General features: G+C 72.4%; 22 protein-coding genes. 11 read left to right on the plus strand and 11 right to left on the minus strand.

Annotated elements, in window-relative coordinates; all coding sequences use genetic code 11:
* Nucleotides 1–87: 87 nt before the first annotated feature.
* Both ACFXB5_RS13550 and ACFXB5_RS13555 read right to left on the minus strand, forming a co-directional pair.
* Entirely contained in the window at nt 88–756 is a 669-nt protein-coding gene (locus ACFXB5_RS13550) for a dienelactone hydrolase family protein (protein WP_385206523.1), read from the minus strand.
* A 78-nt stretch (nt 757–834) separates the two neighbouring features.
* Complete coding sequence (locus ACFXB5_RS13555; RefSeq protein WP_059146221.1) at nt 835–1,620, minus strand: sigma-70 family RNA polymerase sigma factor; 786 nt, start codon at nt 1,618–1,620, stop codon at nt 835–837.
* A 161-nt stretch (nt 1,621–1,781) separates the two neighbouring features.
* On the opposite strand from ACFXB5_RS13555, the gene ACFXB5_RS13560 reads away from it, so the two are divergent.
* Nucleotides 1,782–2,372 carry an HhH-GPD-type base excision DNA repair protein gene (locus ACFXB5_RS13560; RefSeq protein ID WP_385206525.1) on the plus strand — a complete coding sequence of 197 codons (591 nt, stop codon included), beginning with the start codon at nt 1,782–1,784 and terminating at the stop codon, nt 2,370–2,372.
* A gap of 42 nt (nt 2,373–2,414) precedes the next feature.
* Here ACFXB5_RS13560 and ACFXB5_RS13565 read toward each other — a convergent pair whose 3' ends face one another.
* From ACFXB5_RS13565 to ACFXB5_RS13580, 4 genes are all read right to left on the minus strand, one after another.
* Nucleotides 2,415–3,383 carry an alpha/beta hydrolase gene (locus ACFXB5_RS13565; protein WP_385206529.1) on the minus strand — a complete coding sequence of 323 codons (969 nt, stop codon included), beginning with the start codon at nt 3,381–3,383 and terminating at the stop codon, nt 2,415–2,417.
* Nucleotides 3,384–4,136: 753 nt separating this feature from the next.
* The gene (locus tag ACFXB5_RS13570; RefSeq protein WP_201848362.1) at nt 4,137–4,913 is read right to left on the minus strand and encodes a DeoR/GlpR family DNA-binding transcription regulator; all 777 of its coding nucleotides are present in this window, start codon (nt 4,911–4,913) and stop codon (nt 4,137–4,139) included.
* 67 nt (nt 4,914–4,980) lie between these two features.
* Nucleotides 4,981–6,036: a 4-hydroxythreonine-4-phosphate dehydrogenase PdxA gene (gene pdxA, locus ACFXB5_RS13575; protein WP_385206532.1), complete on the minus strand. Its 1,056-nt coding sequence runs from the start codon at nt 6,034–6,036 to the stop codon at nt 4,981–4,983.
* Complete coding sequence (locus tag ACFXB5_RS13580) at nt 6,033–7,889, minus strand: four-carbon acid sugar kinase family protein (protein WP_385206612.1); 1,857 nt, start codon at nt 7,887–7,889, stop codon at nt 6,033–6,035. Before ACFXB5_RS13580 ends, pdxA begins: the two co-directional genes overlap by 4 nt.
* Nucleotides 7,890–8,141: 252 nt before the next feature.
* Between ACFXB5_RS13580 and ACFXB5_RS13585 the strand changes: the two genes are divergently transcribed.
* The 8 genes from ACFXB5_RS13585 to ACFXB5_RS13620 all read left to right on the plus strand — a co-directional run bounded on the left by ACFXB5_RS13585 (nt 8,142) and on the right by ACFXB5_RS13620 (nt 16,381).
* Nucleotides 8,142–9,716 (plus strand): ABC transporter substrate-binding protein, encoded by a 1,575-nt coding sequence (locus ACFXB5_RS13585; RefSeq protein WP_385206535.1) that lies wholly within the window; start codon nt 8,142–8,144, stop codon nt 9,714–9,716.
* Nucleotides 9,717–9,719: 3 nt separating this feature from the next.
* Nucleotides 9,720–10,649: an ABC transporter permease gene (locus ACFXB5_RS13590; protein ID WP_201848357.1), complete on the plus strand. Its 930-nt coding sequence runs from the start codon at nt 9,720–9,722 to the stop codon at nt 10,647–10,649.
* Nucleotide 10,650: 1 nt separating this feature from the next.
* Nucleotides 10,651–11,580: an ABC transporter permease gene (locus tag ACFXB5_RS13595; protein ID WP_385206538.1), complete on the plus strand. Its 930-nt coding sequence runs from the start codon at nt 10,651–10,653 to the stop codon at nt 11,578–11,580.
* A complete protein-coding gene (locus ACFXB5_RS13600) occupies nt 11,577–12,425 on the plus strand; it encodes an ABC transporter ATP-binding protein (RefSeq protein ID WP_201848354.1) in 849 nt (282 codons plus the stop codon). Before ACFXB5_RS13595 ends, ACFXB5_RS13600 begins: the two co-directional genes overlap by 4 nt.
* Complete coding sequence (locus tag ACFXB5_RS13605) at nt 12,422–13,309, plus strand: ATP-binding cassette domain-containing protein (RefSeq protein ID WP_385206541.1); 888 nt, start codon at nt 12,422–12,424, stop codon at nt 13,307–13,309. Before ACFXB5_RS13600 ends, ACFXB5_RS13605 begins: the two co-directional genes overlap by 4 nt.
* Nucleotides 13,306–14,325 carry an aldo/keto reductase gene (locus tag ACFXB5_RS13610; RefSeq protein ID WP_385206544.1) on the plus strand — a complete coding sequence of 340 codons (1,020 nt, stop codon included), beginning with the start codon at nt 13,306–13,308 and terminating at the stop codon, nt 14,323–14,325. Before ACFXB5_RS13605 ends, ACFXB5_RS13610 begins: the two co-directional genes overlap by 4 nt.
* 171 nt (nt 14,326–14,496) lie before the next feature.
* Nucleotides 14,497–15,705: an exo-alpha-sialidase gene (locus ACFXB5_RS13615; RefSeq protein ID WP_385206547.1), complete on the plus strand. Its 1,209-nt coding sequence runs from the start codon at nt 14,497–14,499 to the stop codon at nt 15,703–15,705.
* Nucleotides 15,698–16,381, plus strand: a complete 684-nt coding sequence (locus ACFXB5_RS13620) for an SDR family NAD(P)-dependent oxidoreductase (RefSeq protein WP_385206549.1) — start codon at nt 15,698–15,700, stop codon at nt 16,379–16,381. The genes ACFXB5_RS13615 and ACFXB5_RS13620 overlap by 8 nt, the downstream gene beginning before the upstream one ends.
* On the opposite strand, the gene ACFXB5_RS13625 is transcribed toward ACFXB5_RS13620, so the two are convergent.
* A complete protein-coding gene (locus ACFXB5_RS13625) occupies nt 16,373–17,014 on the minus strand; it encodes a ScbR family autoregulator-binding transcription factor (RefSeq protein WP_385206552.1) in 642 nt (213 codons plus the stop codon). The two genes, ACFXB5_RS13620 and ACFXB5_RS13625, sit on opposite strands and share 9 nt — an antisense overlap.
* Nucleotides 17,015–17,116: 102 nt before the next feature.
* Here ACFXB5_RS13625 and ACFXB5_RS13630 point away from each other — a divergent pair, with 102 nt between their 5' ends.
* Nucleotides 17,117–18,052, plus strand: coding sequence for a ScbA/BarX family gamma-butyrolactone biosynthesis protein (locus tag ACFXB5_RS13630; protein WP_385206554.1), 936 nt, complete (start codon nt 17,117–17,119; stop codon nt 18,050–18,052).
* Nucleotides 18,053–18,325: 273 nt separating this feature from the next.
* On the plus strand, nt 18,326–19,003 hold the full coding sequence (locus ACFXB5_RS13635) for an HAD family hydrolase (RefSeq protein WP_385206557.1): 678 nt from the start codon (nt 18,326–18,328) through the stop codon (nt 19,001–19,003).
* Between the two features lie 44 nt (nt 19,004–19,047).
* On the opposite strand, the gene ACFXB5_RS13640 is transcribed toward ACFXB5_RS13635, so the two are convergent.
* The 4 genes from ACFXB5_RS13640 to ACFXB5_RS13655 form a co-directional block, all read right to left on the minus strand.
* Complete coding sequence (locus tag ACFXB5_RS13640) at nt 19,048–19,578, minus strand: hypothetical protein (RefSeq protein WP_385206560.1); 531 nt, start codon at nt 19,576–19,578, stop codon at nt 19,048–19,050.
* 92 nt (nt 19,579–19,670) lie between these two features.
* Nucleotides 19,671–20,660, minus strand: coding sequence for an SCO0930 family lipoprotein (locus ACFXB5_RS13645; protein ID WP_385206563.1), 990 nt, complete (start codon nt 20,658–20,660; stop codon nt 19,671–19,673).
* A gap of 199 nt (nt 20,661–20,859) precedes the next feature.
* Nucleotides 20,860–22,374, minus strand: a complete 1,515-nt coding sequence (locus tag ACFXB5_RS13650) for an NADH-ubiquinone oxidoreductase-F iron-sulfur binding region domain-containing protein (RefSeq protein ID WP_385206565.1) — start codon at nt 22,372–22,374, stop codon at nt 20,860–20,862.
* On the minus strand, nt 22,371–23,096 hold the full coding sequence (locus ACFXB5_RS13655) for a hypothetical protein (RefSeq protein WP_385206568.1): 726 nt from the start codon (nt 23,094–23,096) through the stop codon (nt 22,371–22,373). Before ACFXB5_RS13655 ends, ACFXB5_RS13650 begins: the two co-directional genes overlap by 4 nt.
* Nucleotides 23,097–23,558: the final 462 nt, after the last annotated feature.

The following is a 23,558-nucleotide window of genomic DNA, read 5'->3' on the forward strand; positions in this document are numbered from 1 at the left end:
CGCCGCGCGGGCGCGACCAGCCACGACGGCGCCGCAGTCGGCCGACGACCGTAGCGGACTACGTCTGACCCGCTTAGCCGCCATGCGTCACCGCTTGCCGCCCCGGGCCGGGCGCTTGGCCATCCGTACGAACCAGTCGCGCGCCGCCTCGGCGGCCTGCTCCAGGGTGCCGGGCTCCTCGAAGAGATGGCTCGCCCCGGGCACCACATGGATCTCCTGCGGGGCGGCGAGCATGGCGGCCGCCTGCTGGTTGAGCCGCAGCACCTCGTGGTCGTCACCGCCCACGATCAGCAGTACCGGCGCCCGCACCCGGTTCAGCGCGCCGCCCGCGAGATCGGGCCGCCCGCCGCGGGAGACCACGGCCGCCACCCGCTCCGGCCGCTCCGCGGCGGCCGTCAGCGCCGCCGCCGCGCCCGTACTGGCGCCGAACAGTCCCACCGGCAGCCCGGAGGTGGCCGGGTGTCCGTCGAGCCAGTTCACCGCGGCCCCCAGCCGGCGGCCCAGCAGCGGGATGTCGAAGCGCAGCTCGGCGGTGATCGCGTCCATCCGCTCCTCGGCCTCGGTGAGCAGATCGAACAGCAGGGTGGCCAGGTCCGCGTCCTGCAGCACCCGGGCCACCGCGCGGTTGCGCGGGCTGTGCCGGGAGCTGCCGCTGCCGTGGGCGAACGCGACGACGCCGATGGGCTGCTCGGGAAGGGCCAGATCGCCCACGAGCATGGCGTCGTCCGCGGCGATACGGGCGGTCTCGGAGCGCATCGGCCACCTCCTGCCGGGGGTTGCGCGGGCTGGTGCCGCCGCTGGGCGGACGGGCTGCCGCTGGGCGACCAGCTGTCGCTAGGCGTAGGCCATGAGCCCTTGCCGCAGCTCGCTGTAGAGCCGGGAGAGCCTGCGGGATATGTGCATTTGGGAGAAGCCCAGGATCTCACCGATCTGGCTCTGCGAAAGCCCCGCGAAGAACCTCAGATAGAGCACGTAGCGGTCCTGCTCCGACAGTTCGGCGATCAGCACCCGCAGCGCCTCGCGGTTGACGACGCGTTCGATCGCGGCGTCGTCCGCGCCCACCGTCTCGGCGAGCAGCCGCTCCTCGGCGCCCTGTACGGCGGCGTTGAGGGAGAGCGGGGTACAGGAGGCGCTGGCCTCCAGACCGGCCTTCACATCCTCCTGGGGCATACCGGTGCGCAGGCAGATCTCGTGGATGGTGGGGGTGCGCCCGCCGAGCTCCTGCTCCAGCGCGTCGCGCGCGGAGCGGGTGCGGGAGCGGACCTCCTGGATGTTGCGGGGGATGTGCAGCGTCCACAGATAGTCGCGGAAGTGGCGCTTGAGCTCACCCGTGATGACGGGGATCGCATAGGAGGGGAAGGCGTGGCCGAGGTCGGGGTTGTAGCGGTCGACGGCCTTCACCAGGGCCAGCGAGGCGACCTGGGTGAGGTCCTCCATGTTCTCGCCCTTGTTGCGGAAGCGCAGCGCCAGGCGTTTGGCGACGGGCAGCCAGGCGCAGATGATCGCCTCGCGCAGCGCGTCGCGTTCGGGCCCGGACGGGAGCCGGGACAGACGCAGGAAGGCACCGCCGGTGTCGGGAGTGTCGTCATGGCGTCGTTGGCGAGTCGCGGTTGCTGACATGGTCACTCGCCTCCGTGGTCCGATGTCACGGCGGTCGCCACCAGATTCGCATGGGCCCTAACACCTCGCAATTCGACCAAATTGGTGATGGTGTGAGCGCCTTTGGGTGGTATACGGGTTTAAGGCGCTTCGTTCCGGTTGTGGTGGGGTATCCACACGGGATGAACGCACGCCTTCGTCTCGCCCAGCAGCCCGAGGCGGACGCCCTGCTCCAGCGCGATCCCCTGGCCCTGATGATCGGGATGCTGCTCGATCAGCAGGTGCCCATGGAATGGGCGTTCTCCGGTCCGTACACCATCGCGCGGCGTCTGGGCAGGGACGACCTGGACGCCCAGGAAATCGCCGCCCACGACCCCGAGGGGTTCGCCGCGCTGCTCTCGGAGAAGCCCGCCGTGCATCGCTACCCGGGCTCGATGGCGGGGCGCGTCCAGCAGCTGTGCCGGTATCTGGCCGAGCACTACGGGGGCGATCCGACCGCCCTGTGGCGCGATGTCTCCTCCGGCCAGGAACTGCTCGGGCGGCTCAACGAGCTGCCCGGCTTCGGCAAGCAGAAGGCGCAGATCTTCCTGGCGCTGCTGGGCAAGCGGATGGGGGTGCGGCCGGAGGGCTGGCGCGAGGCGGCCGGGGCGTACGGCGAGGAGAGCGCGTATCGCTCGGTCGCCGACATCATCGGGCCCGAGTCGCTGGACAAGGTCCGCGCCCACAAGCAGGAGCTCAAGCGGCAGGCGAAGCAGGCGAAGGGCGGCGCCTGAGGCGGGGCATCCGGGGCGGTGGTTCTTCAGGCGCGGGGTTCTTCAGGCGGTGCCCAGCGAGTCCCGCAGGGTGTCCACGGCCAGGGTGAGCGCCGCCCGTGCGGCCCGGGTGTCGCGCAGCGCGTCCAGCATCAGGAAGTCATGGATGATCCCCTGCATCCGCAGGGCGGTGACCGGCACCCCGGCCTCCCGCAGCCGGGCCGCGTACGCCTCGCCCTCGTCGCGCAGCACATCCGCCTCGCCGGTGATGACCAGGGCGGGCGGCAACCCGGCGAGCTGGTCGGGGGTGGCGCGCAGCGGGGAGGCGGTGATCTCGGAGCGCTGCGCCGGGTCGGTGGTGTACTGGTCCCAGAACCACTTCATCGCCTCACGGGTGAGGAAGTAGCCCTCGGCGAACTGCTCGTAGGAGCCGGTGTCGAAGGCGGCGTCGGTCACCGGGTAGAAGAGCACCTGCCGCACCAGCGGCAGATCGCCGCGCTCCTTGGCGAGCAGGGTGAGGGCGATGGCCATGTTGCCGCCCACCGAGTCCCCGGCCACCGCGATCCGGGAGGCGTCGAGCCCCGCGCCCTCGCCGTGGGCCACGATCCACTGGCCCACCGCGTAGCTCTGCTCCAGCGCCACCGGGTAGTGGGCCTCGGGGGAGAGGTCGTACTCGGGGAAGACGACCGCGGCGCCCACCCGGACCGCCAGCTCCCGGACCAGCCGGTCATGGGTGTGGGCGTTGCCGAACACCCAGCCCGCGCCGTGGATGTAGAGAATCGCCGGAAGGGTGCCGACGGCCTTCGGAGGGCGCACGATCCGCGCCCTGACGCCACCCGCCGGGACTCCCCCGACGCTGATCCACTCCTCGTCCACCTCGGGTTTGGGCACCTCGCCCGACTGCACCTCGTCGAGCGTGCGACGGCCCTCGGCGGGCGTCACCTGGTACGGATACGGCGGTTTGGCGGTGGCCTCGGCGAACGCCGCGGCGGCGGGTTCGAGGACGGGGCGGGCCGGAGCGGTGGTGGCCATCTGCTTCTCCTTTGCCGGTCCGGTTCCGTCCGACGATCTCACCCCGGCCGCCGCGGCACCCACCGCTGTTACGCCACCCGGGCGCTCACCGACCCGGTGAGCCCACAGGGTCGACAGGCTCACCGGGTCAAGGGACTCACCGGGTCAAGGGACTCACCGGGCCAAGGACTCACCGGGTCAAGGGGCCGGGCGCCGGTGAGGGGTCCGGCACCGGGTCCGGGCCCGGCGGCCTGGGGACCGGGTCGGGGGACGGGTCCGGCGTGGGGCCGGGGGTGGGGCTCGGCGGCGGCTCGGGCGGAGGAGTGGGAATCGGATCGGGCGGCGGACCCGGGGGCGGTCCGGGCACGGGGCCCGGTGCGGGACCCGGTTCGGGTCCGCCCGGACCGGGCGACGGGGTCGGAGACGGCGGCCCGGGTTCTCGCAGCGTCGGGTGGATGGGGGTCGGGTCGGTCTGCCGTGCCACGGTGTCCTCCAAAGCTCTTGGGCTGGTGGCCACGTCACTTCCGGGGCGGGTGCCCCGGTCCCCTGGGATGTACGCATGGTCTCGGCGGTCGCTGTCGCCATGCGACGTTTTCCTGATCCGGATCCGGGAAACGGAAATGCGGACCATCCATCGCTCACCCACATCCTACGTACGACGAGTGCGCGGACCGCGCATGGTGTGCGCGGCTCACGCGCGATGGGTGTGCGGCCCCGGCAGGCGGGGCCCAAGGAGGCGGGGCCCAGGGAGGCAGGGGCCCAGGGAGGCAGGGGCTACTCGCCCTCGACGACCGTGACCTCGACCCCCTGGGCGCGCAGCGCGCGAATCTCCTCGGGGTCCGCGTCGCCGTCGGTCACCAGAGTCCAGCCGGGCGGCAGCCGTACCCAGGTGTGGAAGGGTCGGCGGCCGATCTTCGCCGAGTGGGCCAGGACGTACACCGCCTCCGCCCGGCGGGCCATCAGCTCCTTCAGACGGGTCTGGCGCAGATCCGCCTCGCAGATGCCGTGTTCGGCCGTCACCCCGTCGGCGCCCAGGAAGACCCGGTCGAAGGTCATGCGCTCCAGAGCGGCCTCGGCGAGCGGGCCGAGGAAGCTCTGGCTCAGCGGGCGGAGCGTACCGCCGAGGCATTCCACCTGCACGGTCTCCACATCGGCGAGCTCCTGCAGCGCGGTGAGCCCGGTCGTGGCGACCGTGAGCCCCTCGGCGGTGCGCAGTTCATGCGCGAGGGCGCCGACGGTCGACCCGGCGTCGAGCAGCACCGTCTCCCCGGCGCGCACCGTCGACGCCGCCCAGAGCGCGATGGCCCGCTTGGCCTCGAACGCCTCGCCCGTGCGCTGGCGCAGCGACGCCTCCGGGTGGGCCACCAGGGCCATCGCCCCGCCGTACGTCCGCGCCAGCCGACCGTCCGCGGTGAGCTGGGCGAGGTCGCGGCGGATGGTGGAGGCGGTGACCCCGAAGGTGCGGGACAGCTCCTCCACGCTGGTCAGACCCGTGGTCGTGGCCAGGTGGACGATCTGGTCGCGCCGGGCGCGCGCTCCGTTCACCGGCATGTCTTTCGCGTTCTTCACCGTGGGCTGGGCCTCGCGTTCCTTGACGTGGCTCTCCGCGCTCTCCGCGTCAGCGGGCGGGGGACGGCGACATCTCGGCGGCCTGCCGCAGCGCCTCGATCATGCTACCGGCGTCGGCCGTGCCCGTACCCGCGATGTCGAAGGCGGTGCCGTGGTCGACGGAGGTGCGGATGACCGGCAGGCCGACGGTCAGATTGACCCCGGCCTCCAGGCCCAGCACCTTGACCGGGCCGTGTCCCTGGTCGTGGTACATCGCCACGATCAGGTCGTAGTCCCCGCGCCCGGCCAGGAAGAAGGCGGTGTCGGCGGGGAGCGGACCGCGGGCGTCGATGCCGTCCGCGCGCAGCACCTCCAGCGCGGGCACGATCTTCTCCTCCTCCTCGCCGTAGCCGAACAGGCCGTTCTCACCGGCGTGCGGATTGATCCCGCACACCCCGATCACCGGTTCGGGGGTGCCGGCGCGGACCATCGCCTCATGGCCGCGGCGCACGGTGCGCTCGACCAGACCGGGCTCGATCCTCCGCACGGCGTCGATGAGCCCGATGTGGGTGGTGACGTGGATGACCTTCACCGTGGGGGTGGCCAGCATCATCGACACCTCCTCGACCCCGGTGAGATGGGCCAGCAGCTCGGTGTGGCCGGGGAAGACATGGCCGCCCGCGTGCAGCGCCTTCTTGTTGAGCGGTGCGGTGCAGATGCCTTGCACCGCACCGTTCATGGCGAGTTCGGCGGCGGTCCGTATGTACTGGTACGCCGCGTCCCCGGCGATGGGGGAGAGCTCGCCCCAGGGCAGCTCGGCGGGGAGCAGCCCGAGGTCGATGACGTTGATCCGGCCCGGGGTGAACGCCGCCTCGCCGGGCGCGGCCACGGTGACGACCTCGCACGCGATGTCGCGCAGCCGGGCGGCCTGCCGCAGCCGCTCCGCGTCCCCGACGACCACCGGACGGCAGCGCCGCAGCGTGTCCGGGTCGAGCAGCGCGGGGACGACCACCTCGGGTCCGATGCCCGCGCCGTCGCCCATGGTGACCGCGATCAGCGGAAGCGGGGCGGGACCGGTGTCCGCACCAGCGGCCCCGGCGGGGGCGAGGTGGGGGGAGGAGTTCATGAGGTGACCTTCCGTTCGGTCGGGTGGGGGCGCAGCGCCTGGACGATGTGGCGCAGGGAGTCGGGATCGCCGAAGCTGCCCGGTCGGGTCACGACGGATCGCCCGTCGGGGGTGCGGAGGTGGACGGCGCCGTGGTGCACCTGGCCGACCGGGTCGAGCTCGTTCACCACCAGCGCGTCCAGCACCCGGCGCGCCGTCTCGCCACCGGTCAGCACGAGGTCGACGGCCCCGCCGTGCGCGGCGACGGCCGCGCCGATGGCCCGGGCGAGCCCGAGCACCAGCCGCCGCCCGGACACGGGCCCCGGCCCGGCGCCCGCCGCCCTCTCCGGGCCTGTGCGGTCGGTCCCGCCGCCGGACGTTGGCGGGGTGGCGCGCCGGGGGCCGGGCGCTGGGGGCGCTGTGGTGTCGGGGCCGACGGCCTCGTGCGCGGGACGGGGGGACGGGATGGGGGCGGTGTCCGTCGTCGGCGGCGTGGGGCCGGGCGGGGCGAGCGAGACGACCGTGACCGGGTCCGTCATCGGGGGCAGCCGCACCGGGGGACCGTCCGACAGCAGCCCGGCGAGCGGTAGCCGGTGATGGATGGCCCCGTCCTCGACCAGCCGCCGGACCTGCTCAACGGCCGCGGGTTCGGCCGTGCCCACGACGACCAGCACGGGCCGCCCGGCGCCCGCCGAGGGCGTTGCCGTTCCGGCGGCCCCTGCCGCCGGTGTGGTGGCGGGGGTGGCGGCCCGGCTCGCGGTGGCGGCCGGGGCTGTGGGGGTGTCGGAGGTGGGTCCGGTGCGGGCCGAGGGCGTCGCCGCCCCGGCTGCCGGTGCGGCTGCCCCCGTTGGTGTGGTGGCGGGGGTCCCCCGGATGGCGGCGGTCGGAGCCGTAGTCGCGTCGGTGGCGGTTCCGGCGCTCGCGGATGGCGCTGCCGCCGCGGCGGCCGCAACCAGTTCGGCGTCGGGCACGGCCGGGCTCGTGGCGGCGGGAGCAGCCTTGGCGGGGGCGGGGGTGGCGACCCCGCCTCCGGCCGCGGCCGGGGCCGTGGTGGGGTCGGGGGTGGCCGGGCTCCCGGTGGCCGGGGCCGCCGTGGCATGAGGCGCCGTCGCCAGGTGGCGGCCCACTGCCAGGGCCAGGCCGCCCGAGCCGACCAGCCGCATCCCGGGGCCGTCCGCGAGCGATGCCTCGACGATCGCGTTGAGATCCGCGTCCGTTTCCGCGTCGCAGATGGCCACCCGTCCCGCCGTCGCGGCCGCGCGCAGGGCGGTGAGCAGGGTGGGGCGGGAGGACCGTACGGTCGTGAGCGGGATCAGGTCGGTCGGCAGGCCGCCGAGCGCCTGGGCCACCGAGGCGGGTGGGGGGACGGCCTCGGCGCGCCATGCGTCGCCCTCGTGGAGCGGCACTCCGCCGATGTGGACCACCCCCGAGCGCACCACGCGCCCGGCGATCGGCAGCGCGGGGGCGAGCACCACCCCCGCCCCGTCCTCCGCGAGCGCTGCGATCTCGGCGCCGACATTGCCCCGCAGCAGCGAGTCGATCTTCTTCAGGACGAAGGTGTCCAGCGCTTCCGAGGTGTCCAGGGTGTCCTGCGCGCCCAAGGCGTCCTGTCCGCCCCCGTCCGGCCAGGACATCCGCAGCGCCCCGCGGACCGCCTCCGCCGCCTCCGCCGCCGGGCGGTACCGGGAATCCAGGTCCAGGACGGTCGCCTCGCCGACATGGCGGGGGCGAAGGGCCGTTGCCATGCCGGCAGCGCCCGGCCCCCCGAAGAGCAGCACCCGACTGCGTGTTGTGCGCGAGCAAACCGCGGCCGCCACCTCCGCGGCGCCCGACAGGTCATCCGCGATGGCCAGCAGCCTCCGGCTGGGTGTCATGTCCACCGGTACCTCCTCGAATGACCATGACAGGCGGAGCGGCCCAACACCGTGGGCATCGTCTCCATGGCCCCGATGATGACATACGTTGCGCGAAGTGCGCGAGAAGTATTGCGTAAAGCGCGCAGTCATGTCACGGTGACCGCCGCGACACTTCGACCCGTACGGCCCTCATCCGGGCGCCGCACGAGTCGTGCGAGCAGGTCGCTCGCCCAGAACGTCGCTCGCCTCAGGAACGCCGAGAGGTCAACGATGACCCGTATCCCCAACGCTCCGGCCCTCAGCCGCCGGTCCGTGCTGCGCCTCGGAGCAGGCGCCTCAGCAGGTATGGCCCTCGCCCCGCTCACCGGGTGCGCGGGGCCCACCGGAGCCCCCGGGCCCGGCGCCATCAGTCTCGGGCTGAACCGCTCGCTGGTCAGCCTGGACAACAAGCTCAACCAGTTCGACGCGGCGGTCACCGTGCAGCGCGCGGTGCGCCAGGCGCTGACCCGGATCGGCAAGGGGCTCCGCCCCGAACTCGTGCTCGCCGACCGCTTCGAGATGACCGAGCCCACCGCCTGGACGGTGCGGCTGCGCGAGGGGGTCCGCTACTCCGACGGAACCCCGGTCACCGTCAAGGACGTCTCGACCGCGCTGAAGATGTACGCGGGCGTCAACGGCTCGTTCATCGTCGGCCTCTTCCCCGAGATGCCCACCGTCGAGCCGGTCGACGAGCGCACCTTCCGGCTGCACACCAAGCGCCCGGTGCCCATCCTCGACCAGCTGATGGCCAACATCCTGATCAGCCCGGCCGCCAGGAACCGGCCCGAGGAGCTGTCCGGCGGGGCGGGCTCCGGCCCGTACGTGGTCACCTCGGCCAACTCCGGCACCGGTGAGTACACCCTCGCCGCCAACCCCCGGTACTGGGGCCGCCACCCCACCGTGGACCGGGTCCGGGTGCGCTTCGTGCCCGAGGAGTCCAGCCGTGTCGTCGCCGTGCGCAGCGGTGAGCTGGACGTCATCGACACCATCACCCCCGACTCCGCCGAGCAGCTCAAGGGCCTGCCGGGGGTGCGCCTGGACCGCACCTCGGGCACCCGCGTCAACCAGCTGTTCTTCAACTTCCGCAAACCGCGCGGACATCCGCTGGCCGACGCCCGGGTGCGCGAGGCGCTCAGCTACGCCATCGACGGCGAGGCCCTGGTGCGCGATGTGCTCACCGACTCGGCCCAGCAGGCCGAGGGTGTCGTCCCGCTCGCCCTCAAGGGGGCCGTACGCACCGGGCGTTACGTCCACGACCCCGGCGAGGCCCGCAAACGCCTCGCCGCGCTGGGCGCGAGCGATCTCAAGGTGAAGATCATCTGGGAGTCGGGCGAGTTCCCCGCGGACACCTCGGTGATGGAGGCCGTGCTGGAGATGCTGCGCGGGGTCGGCGTCCGCGCCAGCCTCCAGCAGTTCGAACCGGGCGGCGACATCCAGCAGTGGCGGCAGGGCCGCCGCGGCGACTGGGACGTCCTCGGCAACGGCTTCTCGGTCCCCACCGGCCACGCCTCCACCAGCCTCCAGGGCATGTACGGCGGCACTCCGGAGAAGGAGCAGAGCCGGGACACCTACCAGGGCTATGTCTTCCCCCGGATCGCCACCCGGCTGGCCGACGCCTCCGCCGAAACGGACGAGAAGACGCGGAACGAGAGGCTCGCCGCCGTCCAGAAGCAGATCTGGGACACCCGCCCCTGCCTGTGGGCCTTCGTCCCCGATGTGGTGCTGGCCCGCCGCGCCCGGGTGCGCGACGTGGGCCTGCTCCAGCTCAACTCCTACGACCTCGCCGCCGTGCGTCTGGAGGGCTGAGCCGTGACGCGCTATCTGATACGCCGCCTGGGCCAGAGCGTTCTGACCGTCTTCCTGACCCTCTCCACCGTCTTCGTCCTGGTCCGCATGGCCCCCGGCGATCCCGCCGCCGCCCTGGCCGGGCCCAACCCCTCCAGCGCGGACCTCGCCCGGATCCGGGAGCAGTTCGGCCTCGACCGCGGACTGCTCACCCAGTACGGGCTCTTCCTGCGCGATCTGTTCACCGGCGACCTCGGCACCAGCTACTCCTTCCACGCGCCCGCCCTGGACGTGGTGCTGGACCGGGTGCCCTACACCATCACCCTCTCCCTCTCCGCGATCGCCCTCACCACCGTGGTGGCCGTGCCGCTCGGCGTGTGGATGGCCCGCCGCGCCGACACCAAGCGGGAGCTGGGCGCCAATGTGCTGACCATCGCCGGGCAGTCCATGCCGGACTTCTGGATCGGCGTGATGCTGCTGACCCTCTTCGCCGTGGCCGTCCCGGTGCTGCCCGCATCCGGCTTCACCACCTGGGGCGGGCTGATCCTGCCCACCGTCACCGTGGCGATCCTGCAGATGGCGCTGATCTCCCGGCTGGTCCGCCGGGAGATGGTGGCGGCGCTCGCCTCGCCGTACGTCACCGTCGCCCGCTCCCGCGGGGTCTCGACCCGCGTACTGACCTGGCGCTACGCCATGGGCAACTCCGCCATCCCGGTGCTCACCGCGCTCGGCACCCGGTTCGCCGCGATGCTCAACGGTGTCGTGGTGGTCGAGGTGGTCTTCGGCTGGCCCGGGGTCGGCTCGCTGGTCGTCCGCGCCCTGGAGACCCGCGACTATCCGCTGATCCAGGCGACCGTGCTGGTCACCGCCGCGCTGGCGGTCTTCGTCCAACTCCTCATCGACCTGGCGTACCCGCTGCTCGACCCGCGGGTACGCCTGGGAAAGGCGGCCTGAGATGCAAGGCGCCCTCGAACCCCCGGCCCCCGCGAAGGCCGGGCCCGGGACCCGCCCCAGCGCGGTCACCGCCAGGGATCTGGCCCGCGCCACCGCCACCCGGCGCCGCCGTAGCGCGAGCCTCAAGCTGTGGGCGGGCGCGGTGTGCACCCTGCTGGTCGTGGTGCCCGTGGCCCTGGCCCAGGTGCTGCCCCTGCCCGGCGCGGGCGACCAGGACCTCTCCCGGCGCCGGCTCGCCCCGCTGACCGACGGCCATCTCTTCGGCACCGACCAGCTCGGCCGCGATGTGCTCTCCCGGGTGCTGCACGGTGGCCAGGTGTCCCTGACGGTCGGGGTGCTCGCCGTCGTCGTCTCCGGCCTCATCGGCATCGTCGCGGGCGCCGCCGCCGGGTACTACGGCCGCTGGGTGGACGCCGTCGTGTCCCGGCTGCTGGAGGCCCAGATGTCGCTGCCGCTGCTGATGATGCTGCTGCTCGTGGTGGCCCTCTTCGGCCCCTCCGTCACCGTCATCACCTGCGTCATCGCCATCGCCCAGTGGCCCGAGGTGGCCCGGCTGACCCGGTCGCTGGTGCTGGTCGAGCGGGAGAAGCCGTATGTGGCCGCGGCCCAGGTGCTGGGGCTGCCCCGGATCGCCATCCTGGCCCGCCATGTCATCCCCAACATCGTCCGTCAGGCATCGCTCGTGGTCCTGCTGCTGCTCGCCCAGGCGGTGCTGCTGGAGAGCGCCCTCAGCTACCTCGGCGCGGGCCCCCAGCGGCCATTCGCCACCTGGGGCCGGATCATCTCCGACGGCCAGGACTACATCACCACCTCCTGGTGGCTGGTGACCCTGCCCGGCCTCGTCATCGTGCTGCTGGTGGTCGGGGTCAACCTGCTGGGCGACGGACTGCGCGACCGCACCCGACGGCGTACGACGGAGGCCTCCCGATGAGCGACACGACGAGCACCCCGCTGCTGGAGGTCGAGGACCTGCAGATCGAGCTGATCACCGACCGCGGTGTGGTGCGCGCGGTCGACGGGGTCGGCTTCACCATCGGCCCCGGCGAGACGGTCACCATCATCGGCGAGTCCGGCTCCGGCAAGTCCACCACCGCGATGGGGCTGCTGCGGCTGCTGCCCGAAGGGCTCGCCGTCCTCTCCGGAACGGCCCGGATCTTCGGCGCCGACGTCATCGCCGACGCCACCGCCGCCGGGCGGATCCGCGGCCGCGGGGTCTCCCTGATCCCCCAGGACCCGATGACCGCGCTCAGCCCGGTGCACACCATCGGCCGTCAGCTGGGCGAGGCACTCCGGCTGCGCCACCCGGGGATGTCCCGCGCCGACGCCCGTGCCAAGGGCGTCGAACTGCTCGGCCGGGTGCGGATCCCCCGCCCCGAGACCCGCTGGGGCGCCTACCCCCACCAGTTCTCCGGCGGCATGCTCCAGCGCGTCCTCATCGCCATCGCGCTGGCCGCCGAGCCCCGGCTGCTGGTGGCCGACGAGCCCACCTCGGCGCTCGACGTCACCGTCCAGGCGGGCGTCCTCGACCTGCTGATGGAGCTCCAGGAGCGCACCGGCATCGGCATCCTGATGATCACCCACGATCTGGGGGTGGCCCGGCTGGTCTCCGACCGCATCCACGTCATGCGCGACGGCCGTTTCGTGGAGTCCGGACCGGTGGAACAGATCGTGGACCAGCCCCGCGAGCGGTACACCCGAGATCTGCTCGCCGCCGTGCCCACCCTGGGCCCCTGGGACGAGACCCCCGCCGCCGCCGTCGCCGAGGAGGCGCTGTGACCCCCACACCCCTGCTGGCCGTCGAGGACCTGGTGGTCGAATACCCGGTCGCCGGCGGTGTCTTCCGCGCGGTGGACGGCGTCAGCTTCGCCGTCCCGCCCGGCGGGGCGCTCGGCGTCGTCGGCGAGTCCGGCTGCGGCAAGTCCACCATCGCCCGCTCCATCGTCCGGCTGCTGCGCCCCACCCGGGGCCGGATCCTGCTCGACGGAACCGATATCGCGGGCCTGCCCGAACGGCGGCTGCGCCCGCTGCGCAAGCGGGTGCAGATGGTCTTCCAGGACCCGTACGGCTCCCTCGACCCGCATCTGACGGCCGAGGAGATCGTGGCCGAGCCGCTGCGGCTGAACGGCATGCGCTCCGGGGCCGAACGCGCCCGCCGCGCCGCCGCCCTCATCGACCAGGTCGGGCTGCCCGCCGGTGCGCTCCAGCGCCGCCCGGCCGAGTTCTCCGGCGGCCAGCGGCAGCGGATCGGCATCGCCCGCGCCCTGGCCAGCGGCCCCGAGCTGCTGGTGTGCGACGAGGCCACCTCCGCGCTTGACGTCTCCGTACAGGCCCAGGTGCTCCAGCTGCTGCGGGAGCTCCAGACCGAACAGGGACTCGCCTACATCGTCATCTCCCACAACCTCGGCGTGGTCCGCGAGATCAGCTCCGAGGTGGTGGTGATGCGCGCCGGCAGGATCATCGAATCCGGGCCCACCGGCACGGTGCTCTCCGCGCCCGCCGACCCCTACACCCGGACGCTGCGACGGGCGGCGCTCGACCCGATGACCATGCGGGGACGCAAACCGCGCGCCCTCGTGTCCGCGATCGCGACCGACCAGGAGTCCATCGCGGCCGACCAGGAACCCGTCGCCACCGACCAGGAACCAGGAGCGACGCGGTGAACGCGCGTGCGCACACCCACACCACCAGCCAGGCGTCCCCCGGCGGGGTCGCCCTGCCGGGCATCCCGGTGCGGCTCTCGCGGCTGGTGCTGGGCACCATGACCTTCGGTGACACGGTGGACCGCGCGGGCGCCGCCGCGATGCTGGACACCGCGCTGGACGCCGGGGTGACGGGGGTGGACACCGCGAACGCCTACGCGGGCGGCACCACCGAGACGATCCTGGCCGAGCTGCTGCCCGGCCGCCGCGACCGGATCGTGCTCGCCACCAAGGCCGGTATGCCGCACCCCGACGCCGGCGGCCACTCACCGCTGTCCGCGCGCGGGATGCGCGCGGCCCTCGAGGGCAGCCTGCGCCGCCTGGGCACCGACCACGTCGACCTGTTCTATCTGCACCAGCCCGACCGGGCCACGCCGCTGGAGGAGACCCTCGGCACGGTCGCCGAGTTCGTCACCGAGGGCAAGATCCTCGCGCTCGGCGTCTCCAACTACGCCGCCTGGCAGATCGCCGAGATCACCCACACCGCCGAGCGGGTCGGCGCGCCGCGCCCGGTGGTGGCCCAGCAGCTCTACAACCTGCTGGCGCGGCGGATCGAGGAGGAGTACCGGGAGTACGCGGCCACCAGCGGACTGCGCACCATGGTCTACAACCCGCTGGGCGGCGGTCTGCTGACGGGGCGTCATGCATTTGAGCAGCGGCCGGAGTCGGGGCGCTTCGGCGACTCGCGGGTGGCGGAGATGTACCGGCGGCGCTACTGGGACGCCGGGCTCTTCGAGGCCGTACGGAGCCTGTCCGGGATCGCCGAGGAGGCGGGCATCCCGCTGGTGGACCTCTCGCTGCGCTGGCTGCTCGGGCGGGAGGGGGTGGACGCGCTGCTGCTCGGCGGCTCCCGTGTGGAGCACCTCCGCGCCAACCTGGCCGCCGCGGCGGCGGGGCTCCTTCCGGTGGAGGTGGCGGCGGCGTGCGACGAGGTGGGGGCGCGGCTGCGGGGGCCGATGCCCGCGTACAACCGGTAGAGCCGTGGATCTTTCCCCACCCCGCCCCTCCCCGCAGCATCCATATGAGGCTCCGCCGCGTGGCATGGGCTCCGCCCCTGGGCCCCGAAACGCTCGTCGGGACCTGGCTCCCGGGGCGCGAAGCGGCCGTAGACATCTCCGTATCACCACAACCATGAGGAGCCCGGCGACATGACCGCCGACGATGACACCGCGATACCCCTGATGGATGGGCGGCTTCGGGCGCGCCCGGGGGACCCGGGGCTGCGGGAGGCGTTCCTGCCCGCGCCCGCCGTGCAGAACCATGCCGCCAACCTGACCGTGCTGCCCGGAGGGGACCTCGGGTGTGTGTGGTTCGGGGGTACGCAGGAGGGCGTGCCGGACATCTCCGTGTGGTTCTCGCGGCTCGCCCCGGGGGCCGACACCTGGACCGAGCCGGTGCGGCTCTCGGACGATGACACCCGCTCGGAGCAGAACCCGCTGCTGTTCCCCACCCCCGCCGGGGAGCTGTGGCTGCTGTACACCGCCCAGCGGGCGGGCGATCAGGACACCGCCGAGGTCCGGCTGCGGGTGTCCGCCGACGCGGGTGTCACCTGGGGCGCGCCGCGTACGCTGTTCCCGGCCACCGAGGCGGGCGGGGTGTTCATCCGTCAGCCGGTGGCCGTCCTGGACTCCGGGCGGTGGCTGCTGCCGGTGTTCCACTGCGTGGCCACCCCCGGTGTCACATGGGTCGGCGACCGCGACACCAGCGCCGTGATGATCAGCGACGACCAGGGGCTTACCTGGCGCGAGCGGCCGGTGCCGGGCTCGACCGGCTGTGTGCACATGAACGTGCACCAACTGCCGGACACCACCCTGCTGGCCCTCTTCCGCAGCCGCTGGGCGGACGCGGTGTACCGCTCGCACAGCACCGACGGCGGGGAGACCTGGAGCGAGCCGGTCCGTACCGAACTGCCCAACAACAACTCCTCCGTGCAGTACGTCCCGCTCGCCGACGGACGGCTCGCGCTGCTCTACAACCACAGCAGCCGCGCGGACGCCACGGCCCGCCGGGTGTCCCTCTACGACGAGATCGACGATGAGGGCGGGACCAGTCGGACCCCGGACCCGTCGGCCGCCCCGCCGGACGACTCCGCGCCCGGCGCCTTCTGGGGCGCGCCCCGCGCCCCGATGACCCTCGCGCTCTCCTCCGACCACGGTCTGACCTGGCCCGTACGGCGCGATCTGGACACCGGTGACGGCCACTGCCTGACCAACAACTCACGCGACCGGCTCAACCGCGAGCTGTCCTACCCCACCATCCGGCAGGGCTCCGACGGCACGCTGCACATCGCGTACACCTACCACCGCCAGGCCATCAAGTACGTCCGTGTCGCACCGGATTGGGCGGCCAATGGCTGAGCCCCGCCACGCCGTGGTCACCGGTGTCAGCTCCGGTATCGGCGCCGCGATCGCCGCCCGGCTGCTGGACGAGGGGTGGCGGATCACCGGGCTCAGCCGTACGGCCCCCGCGCACACGGTTACGCGGCCGCACTGGATCCCGGCCGATCTGTCCCGGCCGGAGACCCTCCCCGAGGTGCTCGCCCCGGTGTCCGGGGTGGACGCGATCGTGCACGCGGCGGGCGTTCAGCGCTCGGCGCGGCTGGGGGAGCTCGACCCCGAGGACGGATCCCTCATGTGGCGGATCCATGTGCAGGCGGCGGGCGTCCTGGTGGACACGCTGGTGGACCGGGTCGCGGACGGTGGCCGGGTGGTGCTGGTGGGCAGCCGGACGATGACGGGCGTCCCCGGCAAGAGCCAGTACGCCGCCACCAAGGCGGCGCTGCCCGCCCTGGCCCGGTCCTGGGCGGCCGAGCTGGCGCCGAGAGCGGTCACGGTCAATGTGGTGGCGCCGGGGCCGACGGACACTCCCATGCTGCGGGACCCCGGCCGTAGCCGCACCCCGCCCGTGCTGCCACCGCTGGGGCGGCTGGTCCGTCCGGAGGAGGTGGCGGGGCTGACGTCGTTCCTGCTGGGCCCGGAGGGCGGCGCGGTCACCGGCCAGACGCTGGTGATGTGCGCGGGCGCCTCACTCTGACGGCGGCGCGGCGTCGCCGCGGGCGAGCGCCAGCAGGCCCGATGTGTCCCCGGGCCGGGCCTGGAGCGAGGGCAGCAGCAGGGTCCACAGATCGGCCAGCCGGTCCTCGACCAGCCGCCGCCCGTCGAGCGCCTCGGACACGGTGTGCAGCCCGAAGAAGGCGCATACGACGGTGCGGGCGGCGGGCAGCGGATCGACATGGGTGGCCAGATCGCCCTCGGCGCGCGCCTTCTCCATCATCTGCCCCACCGCGTCGATCCACCCCACGAAGGGCGGTGGCATGGGCGCCGCGATCAGGGTGCGCTCGGCCCACAGCCGGGCTCCGGCCCGCACCACGATGTCGTCGCGGAAGGCGCGGGCCACCGCGAAGCTGAGCCGGACGAGTTGCTCCAGGGGCGGCGCGTCGAGGGCGGCGAAGCGCTCGACCAGCGGGGGCCAGGTGGCGAAGTGCTCCTCCACCACGGCCAGGGCGAGTCTTTCCTTGCTCGTGTAATGGAAATAGATCGCGCCGCTGGTGTGGCCGGACCGGGAGGTGATGTCGCTGATGCTCGTTCCCGCGTATCCCCGTTCGTCGAAAAGGAACGCTGCGGCCTCCAGAAGGGATCGGCGTGTTTGTTCGGCCCGTTCTTGCACGTGTTCGCCGTCCTTCCCCGTCGGATGTGACGGGGAGAACTTAGCGGACTTTCGACCTGAGATGGTGATGAGGCGAGACAGGTCAAACATTATTAGTATTTTATGGTGATCGTTCGTGAGGCTCATGGCCTTTCGGAGCCGTCCGGTCCCGCCGGGCGGCCGCTCAGCTGGTCCCGCACGGTGGCGCGGGAGGCGGTGCACCGGGTCTCGGTGGCCGAGGTGCTGCTCACCGATGTGCGTACGCACGGTGACGACCGGTTCGAGGCCGCGGCCCAGTGGCCGAGGTCCCATCCCACCTTCCCGCACGGCGGAGACGGCCGCCATCATCCGCTGATGATCGCGGAAACCCTGCGCGAGCTGGGGATCTACATCCCGACGCGGTACTACGCGGTGCCCGCGGGGGCGCACTTCCTGATCCGGGACATCTCCTACCGGCTGGACCCCGAGACCGAGCCCCGGGCGCCGTACGGGGCCTCCGACATCACCTGCCGGGCCGCCGTCACCGACATCCGCACCGGCCCCTGCGGACGCTTCGTCACCGGGATGCGGCTGGATGTCGTGCTGTCGGCGGGCGGCAAGCTCTTCGCATGGGCCGGGGGCACCGCGCGCTTCCTCGACGGCACCACCTACGCGGAGACCCGGGCCGCCGCCCACGGGCACACCGCGCGCCGCAGATTGCGTGCCGCCGTACGGCCCTCACCTGCGCAACTGGCCGTTCCGGCGGCCCGGGACGTCCTGGTGGTGCGGGACGGGGGAGTGGTCTACCTCGACCCCGCCGACCCCCGTCATCCGTTCTTCTTCGACCACTGGAGCGACCATATGCCGGGCCTGGTGCTGCTGGAGGGCGCCCGCCAGGCGGCGGCGCTGGCCACCGGGGGTACGCTGACCCGGCCGGTCGCCTGCCGGATGAAGGCGATCCGCTTCACCGAGTCGTATCCGCCGGCCGTGGTCGAGTGCACCTCCCACGGCCGGACGTGTGTCTTCCGGCTGCGCCAGGCCGGCATCTGCACGGCGGTCGGCGTGCTCCAGTACCTCTGAGCGACGAACACGCCGTGCGACGAACAATATGACGACGAACAGGCTGAACGGCGAACAAAACGCCGACACTCAGTAGCCTCTTGCTTACTGCGGGTCATCAAACTAACGTAGTGATCGTTATGTTTCGGGCAGGCGAACCCCACGGCCTGTACGACAACAGCGGTCGGCGCTCAGCGCCCTCAAGAGCCGCCAGGACGATTTCCACCGCGCGGCTCCCGCAGGTACAGGCATTCCCTGCGCCGATTCCTCCACCTCCCATGGAACGGCAGACAGATGACAGCCGAAAAGTTTCTCGGATGGACCCCAGCCGCCATCGTCTTCGACTGTGACGGCACCCTGATGGATTCCGAACGACACTGGGAGGAGGCGCGCGAAGTGGTCCTCAGAAGCCATGGAACCGCCCCCGACGAGGAGTTCGCGCGGCGCACGAAGGGACTCCACTACACCGAATGCGGCCGAATGCTGGCCGAATTCGCCGGTCGCCCCGAACTCGCCGACGAGATGACCGGACAACTCCTGGACGCCTTCCGCCGACTGGTGGCCGACAACCCGGTCACCATGCCGGGGGCGCCCCAACTGGTCGCGAAGGCGGCCGCCTTCGCACCGCTGGCCGTGGCCAGCAACTGCCCGCGGGATGTCGTCGAGGACGGACTCGCCAAGGCCGGGCTGCTGCGGTACTTCGGCCATGTGCTGGTCCCCGAGGGGGACGTGCGGCCCAAACCGTATCCCGACGTCTATCTCGAGGCCGCCCGGCTGTGCGGGGCGGCGCCCGGGGACGCCCTCGCGGTGGAGGACTCCCACTGCGGGTTTCTGTCCGCCTCGCGCGCCGGGCTGAGAGTGCTCGGCGTGGGCCCGCGGAAGCCGGTGGACGAGCCCCCGCCGGTCGATGTGTGGGTCTCCACCCTCGCCGACCCGGACCTGGTCAAGTGGGCGGACTCCCGGGCGGCCTGAGGGGCGTAAGCCACGCTCACCGCCTGGTCGGCGAGTGCCGCGGGTCACTTCTTCCCGTCGTGGCCCGCATCGCCCGCCGAGCCGTCCATGCCCTCCATGCCCTCCATGCCGTCTCCCGTCTTGGCCCCGCCGTTGGACCCGCCGTGGGACATGGACATCCCCTTCTCGAGGGATCCGCCGATCTTCTCCCGCAGGGGTTCCAGCGAGCCCATGGACAGGCCGGTGACCGACCAGCGCTTGCCGACCAGGTACATGCCCCCGTAGTCCTTCGACGTGGTCAGCCAGTCGTGCTGGCCCTTGTCGGTGGCGAAGGTGACCATCGTGAACCGCTTCTGACCGGACCCGCAGGAGCCCTGACGCAGTTCCTCCGCCTCGGTGATGATCGTGGCCTTGCACCCGATGGCATCGGCGATCTTCGTCAGCTGCGCGGGCTTCCCGGGCTTGGCGAACTCCTTGGTGGCGGGGGACACCTTCTTCTGCTCGTGGCCGGCGCCATGTGTCCGATCGCCTCCACCGCAGCCGGCCAGGAACAGCAGGGCCGCGCCGACCGCGGTGGCACGGAGAGCGAGTGACACAACAACCTCCCGTAGAAAATCCGGCGGGGCGGCCCGGGCTCTGATGCCTCGGGCCACCCGCCGCGGTGGACCAAAAGTAGTGGTTGTCTCCCTTACTGGCCCGCCTTCTTGCCCTTGTCGGTGACCGCGAACCAGGTGCCCTTCACGCCCTGGCCATTGATGTCACCGGGCTTCTTGTCCCCGGTGAAGGTGTAGAGCAGCCAGCAGTCGAACGCCGCCTGCTTGGTGCCGTCGGGGCGCTTGAAGGAGGTGACCTTCGCCGCGTCGACCCCGGCGACCTTGGTGGTGTCCACGGCCTTGACGGGCTTCCAGGTGTCCAGGCAGGCACCGAGGCAGCCGGTCTTCATCGGCCAGGCGCTGTCCTTGTTGAACCGGTAGACGGTCATGCCCTTGCCGTCCACGATGATCCTGCCCAGCTCGGCGTTGTTGTTGACCATCAGCTGGAGGCTGTCGTCCGCGGCCGCGGTCTTGCCGGCCGGCTTTCCGTCGGGCGCCAGCGCGTTCCAGGTGCCGCCCACGCCCTGGCCCTTGGTGTCACCGGGCTTGTTGTCGCCCGCGAAGCGGTAGACCGGCCAGCCCGCCAGCGTCAGCTGCTTGGTGCCGTCGGTGCGGGTGACCGAGCCCAGCTTGCTTGACTCGATACCGGTGGTGGCCGCGGCGTCGTCCGCGGGCACCGCGGGCCACTTGGTGGCGCAGTCGTCGTTGCAGTTGGACTTGGCCGGCTTGGGGGTGTCCTCGTCGAACCGGTAGAGCGTCCAGCCCTTGCTGTCGGTGACGAACTTGCCCAGCTTGGCGTCCTCCTTGACCGCCAGCTGCTTCGCCGGACCGGTGCGCTCGGCAGCGCCGGCCGCGTCGGCCGCGCCGGCACCGGAGTCACCGCCCGCCTCGTACCCGCTGCCGGCACCGGCCGCGGCCCCCGCGCCCGCCGACGCGGAGGCCCCCGCACCCACGGTCTGGCTGCCACCCGCCGGCTGCACATTGGCACTGCCCGCGCTGTTGTCCTTGCTGCTGCCGCAAGCCGCCGTCAGCAGAACCATCGCTACCGACACCCCGGCGAATGCGATGTGACGCCGCTTCTCCATGACCATTCCTCTGCAATCTCGATCGGTCCGGCGGTGATTGCGCCGACGCCGGTCCATACGGAGCCCGTACGGACCGGCGTTCAGCGGCTTGCGAATTTGTCACCGGACGCAAAATTCTCCGGATCGCTGAGCGCACAGCAGTCGACGGCCGTTTCACACGGCCGTCGCGGTGTCGGTGGTGCGGCTGATCGTCCCCTCGCTACTCCTCGATGCGCAGCGCCAGGGCGGGGCAGCGGCGGACCGCGCGGACCGCCTGCGCCCGCAGCTGCCGGGGCACTTCCATGGTGGCCGAGGCCGGATAGCCGTCGATCCCGAGCGTCAGCACCTCGGGCGGCAGGATGTCCGCGCACAGCCCATGGCCCTGGCACAGCGACCAGTCCACCAGGAGCTTCTCCGTCGGCCCCCGCTGGCGGCGCTCGTCGCGCGCCGCGGGGTTCAGCGGGGCGGGCGGCAGGGCGAGCGGCAGCGCGTCCTCCGGCAGCGGCAGCACCCCCATCGTGGGCCGTCCGCAGCCGGCGCCGAGCGCGTGCGCCTCGAACTCCTCGGGGAACGCGTCCAGCGCGGTGGTCACGAAGCCGGCGGTGCCATCGGGATGGCTGCAGGCCCCGCGCTTCCTCACCGAGTTGACGTAGGCGCGCACATTGTCGATCGAGGACTGGCCACCGCCGCGTTCCACCTGGCCGATGGCGTCCGCGAGCGCGGGCAGCCCGATGAAGCAGGGCCCGCACTGACCGGCCGTCTCGGCGGCCAGCCAGCGGGCGATCCGCGCGGTCTCGCCGAGCGGGCAGGTGTTCTCGGGGAGGGGCAGCACCGCACCGGCGCCCAGCCGGGCGCCGTACTTCTTCATGGACTCCCGGGAGATCGTGGCGGCGTTGATGCTCTTGGGGTCCAGCCACTTGCCGTGGTAGCCGCCCACCAGGATCGCCTGACCGGGGGTGAGACCGCACAGCTCCAGGACGTAGGTCAGCGGCACCCCGGTGGGCGTCTCCATCACGTACTTGCCACCGACCGTCAGCAGCGTGGTGCCCGGCTCGGTGGGCAGCCCCACCGAGCGGTACGGCAGGGCGCCCATCCGGGCGGCCACCGCGAGCTGGGCGAAGGTCTCGGTGTTGGACAGCAGGGTGGGCAGTCCGCTGAGCCCGCTGTCGCTGGTCCGGATCTTCCGGCCGTTGGGGATGGCCGGGGCGCCGCTGATGCCGTTGATGACCGCGCCGCCCTCACCGGCCACGAACCGGTCCGGGGTGCGGCTCACCCCCACGGGGACGCCACTGGGGCCGCGCTCGGCGATCGCGGCGGCCACGGACTCCTCGACATCCTGGCGGTGCACCGCGATGGCCACCTCCTCGGCGCCGAGCGCCTCGGCGGCCAGCACGGCACCGTCGATCACCAGATGCGGGGTGTGCAGCAGCAGCGCGGTGTCCTTGAGGCAACTGGGCTCGCCCTCACTGCCGTTGACCACCACGGTGCAGCGGCCCTCGCGCCGGCCGGCCGACTCCACGACCGCCTGGACCTTCTTGGCGAAGGGGAATCCGGCGCCGCCGCGCCCGCGCAGATCGATGTTCTCCGCGAGCGCCACGAGCTCGTCCGCCCGGAGGGCCGGCATGGTGCCATGGACGGTCAGATGGCCGACGCGGTCGAGCCGGTACACCTCGTCGAGCCCGGCCAGCAGCCGGGGCGGATCGACACAGGCGAGCCTGGGTTTGGTCGTGATCACCGGTCCCACCCGCGGGAGGCGCCGAGCGGCTGGTTGTCATACCGGCCGGGCTCGGCCGAACGGGGGCGCGGCACGGTGGGATCGGACCGCCGGGTCCGGCCCTCCTGCATGCTGCGGGCCGGAGGGTTCCTGACCTCGATGCCGTCCGCCCGGTCGACGTCCTGGCGCCGCCGCTGGACCAGCCGCAGCCACAGCGCGATGGCCACACCGGCGAGCGCCGCGAGGTAGCCGTAGGTCGCCCAGATCTTGGCGGCGCGTCCCGCCTTCAGACCGTGGATCAGCGCGGCACACCACGCCGGGTAGGCGCCCACATGCAGCGCCCGCCACCAGCGGTACCGCCAGCGGGAGTTGCCCCTGGAGGCGAACGAGCTGCGGGCCGCACCGGTCACCGCGGCGATCACGAAGAGATAGCCGGCGATGGTGCCGAGCCCGATCAGCACCGGCTGATTTGCGTCAGCGAACGGTATCGCGATGGACGCGGCGTTGGTGTGGCTCTCCGCGACCTTGACCCAGATGTGAACGGCCAGGAAGAGCAGTCCGGCGACCGCGGCCGCCCGGTGGATGGCCTGGGCCAGCAGCCGCTGTTTGGAGTTCAGGATCATCTGGTCGGTCGCGGCGAGCCCCCACAGCACCGCCGAGGTGAGACAGACCAGCGCGAGCACACCCGCGCCGAAGTCGAGGAACACGAACATCTTCGAGAACGCGCCGGCGCTCCATGTCACGTACAGGGACAGTGCGATGGAGCCGACGACGGCATAGATCCGGGTATGGCGTGGCCACCCCAGTCCGGATGGATCACGCTGCTGGGTCCGGCGAGCGGCTCGTCGTCCGCCACGAGCTCGGCGTCCCCCGTGACGCCCCTGCGAGGAGGGGAGCGGCGTTTGGGACATGGACATTGGAGCCTCCCGATCGCGCGGATTCGCGCGGGTGACGAGATACGTCAAAGTCGTCTTGGGGGCAGCAGCTTCTCGGAAGTACACCTGATCTCCATAAGATTTGTCGTAACGTGACAACTTCTAGTGGACGAACCGTGCCCACACCGTCCCCGGCTGATCCACTGTCGTCTCAATGGCAAAGAACCGGCAAAGTACCGGGACCGGGAGGGGGCGGGGTCCTCTATGACGTAGCGGAGGACCCTCGACTCCCTGACCGGTACTGGACGAACCGGTGACGGAGGCAACCTC

This window comes from Streptomyces sp. NPDC059455, assembly GCF_042750115.1.
GTDB classification, from domain to species: Bacteria; Actinomycetota; Actinomycetes; order Streptomycetales; family Streptomycetaceae; genus Streptomyces; species Streptomyces endocoffeicus.

Excerpts from the sequence above, each read along its gene's own strand:
- ACFXB5_RS13550 (WP_385206523.1), bottom strand. The coding sequence starts at position 756 with ATGCGCTCCGAGACCGCCCGTATCGCCGCGGACGACGCCATGCTCGTG.
- ACFXB5_RS13555 (WP_059146221.1), bottom strand. The coding sequence starts at position 1,620 with ATGTCAGCAACCGCGACTCGCCAACGACGCCATGACGACACTCCCGAC.
- ACFXB5_RS13560 (WP_385206525.1), top strand. The coding sequence starts at position 1,782 with ATGAACGCACGCCTTCGTCTCGCCCAGCAGCCCGAGGCGGACGCCCTG.
- ACFXB5_RS13565 (WP_385206529.1), bottom strand. The coding sequence starts at position 3,383 with ATGGCCACCACCGCTCCGGCCCGCCCCGTCCTCGAACCCGCCGCCGCG.
- ACFXB5_RS13570 (WP_201848362.1), bottom strand. The coding sequence starts at position 4,913 with ATGCCGGTGAACGGAGCGCGCGCCCGGCGCGACCAGATCGTCCACCTG.
- pdxA (WP_385206532.1), bottom strand. The coding sequence starts at position 6,036 with ATGAACTCCTCCCCCCACCTCGCCCCCGCCGGGGCCGCTGGTGCGGAC.
- ACFXB5_RS13580 (WP_385206612.1), bottom strand. The coding sequence starts at position 7,889 with ATGACACCCAGCCGGAGGCTGCTGGCCATCGCGGATGACCTGTCGGGC.
- ACFXB5_RS13585 (WP_385206535.1), top strand. The coding sequence starts at position 8,142 with ATGACCCGTATCCCCAACGCTCCGGCCCTCAGCCGCCGGTCCGTGCTG.
- ACFXB5_RS13595 (WP_385206538.1), top strand. The coding sequence starts at position 10,651 with ATGCAAGGCGCCCTCGAACCCCCGGCCCCCGCGAAGGCCGGGCCCGGG.
- ACFXB5_RS13600 (WP_201848354.1), top strand. The coding sequence starts at position 11,577 with ATGAGCGACACGACGAGCACCCCGCTGCTGGAGGTCGAGGACCTGCAG.
- ACFXB5_RS13615 (WP_385206547.1), top strand. The coding sequence starts at position 14,497 with ATGACCGCCGACGATGACACCGCGATACCCCTGATGGATGGGCGGCTT.
- ACFXB5_RS13620 (WP_385206549.1), top strand. The coding sequence starts at position 15,698 with ATGGCTGAGCCCCGCCACGCCGTGGTCACCGGTGTCAGCTCCGGTATC.
- ACFXB5_RS13630 (WP_385206554.1), top strand. The coding sequence starts at position 17,117 with ATGGTGATCGTTCGTGAGGCTCATGGCCTTTCGGAGCCGTCCGGTCCC.
- ACFXB5_RS13635 (WP_385206557.1), top strand. The coding sequence starts at position 18,326 with ATGACAGCCGAAAAGTTTCTCGGATGGACCCCAGCCGCCATCGTCTTC.
- ACFXB5_RS13645 (WP_385206563.1), bottom strand. The coding sequence starts at position 20,660 with ATGGAGAAGCGGCGTCACATCGCATTCGCCGGGGTGTCGGTAGCGATG.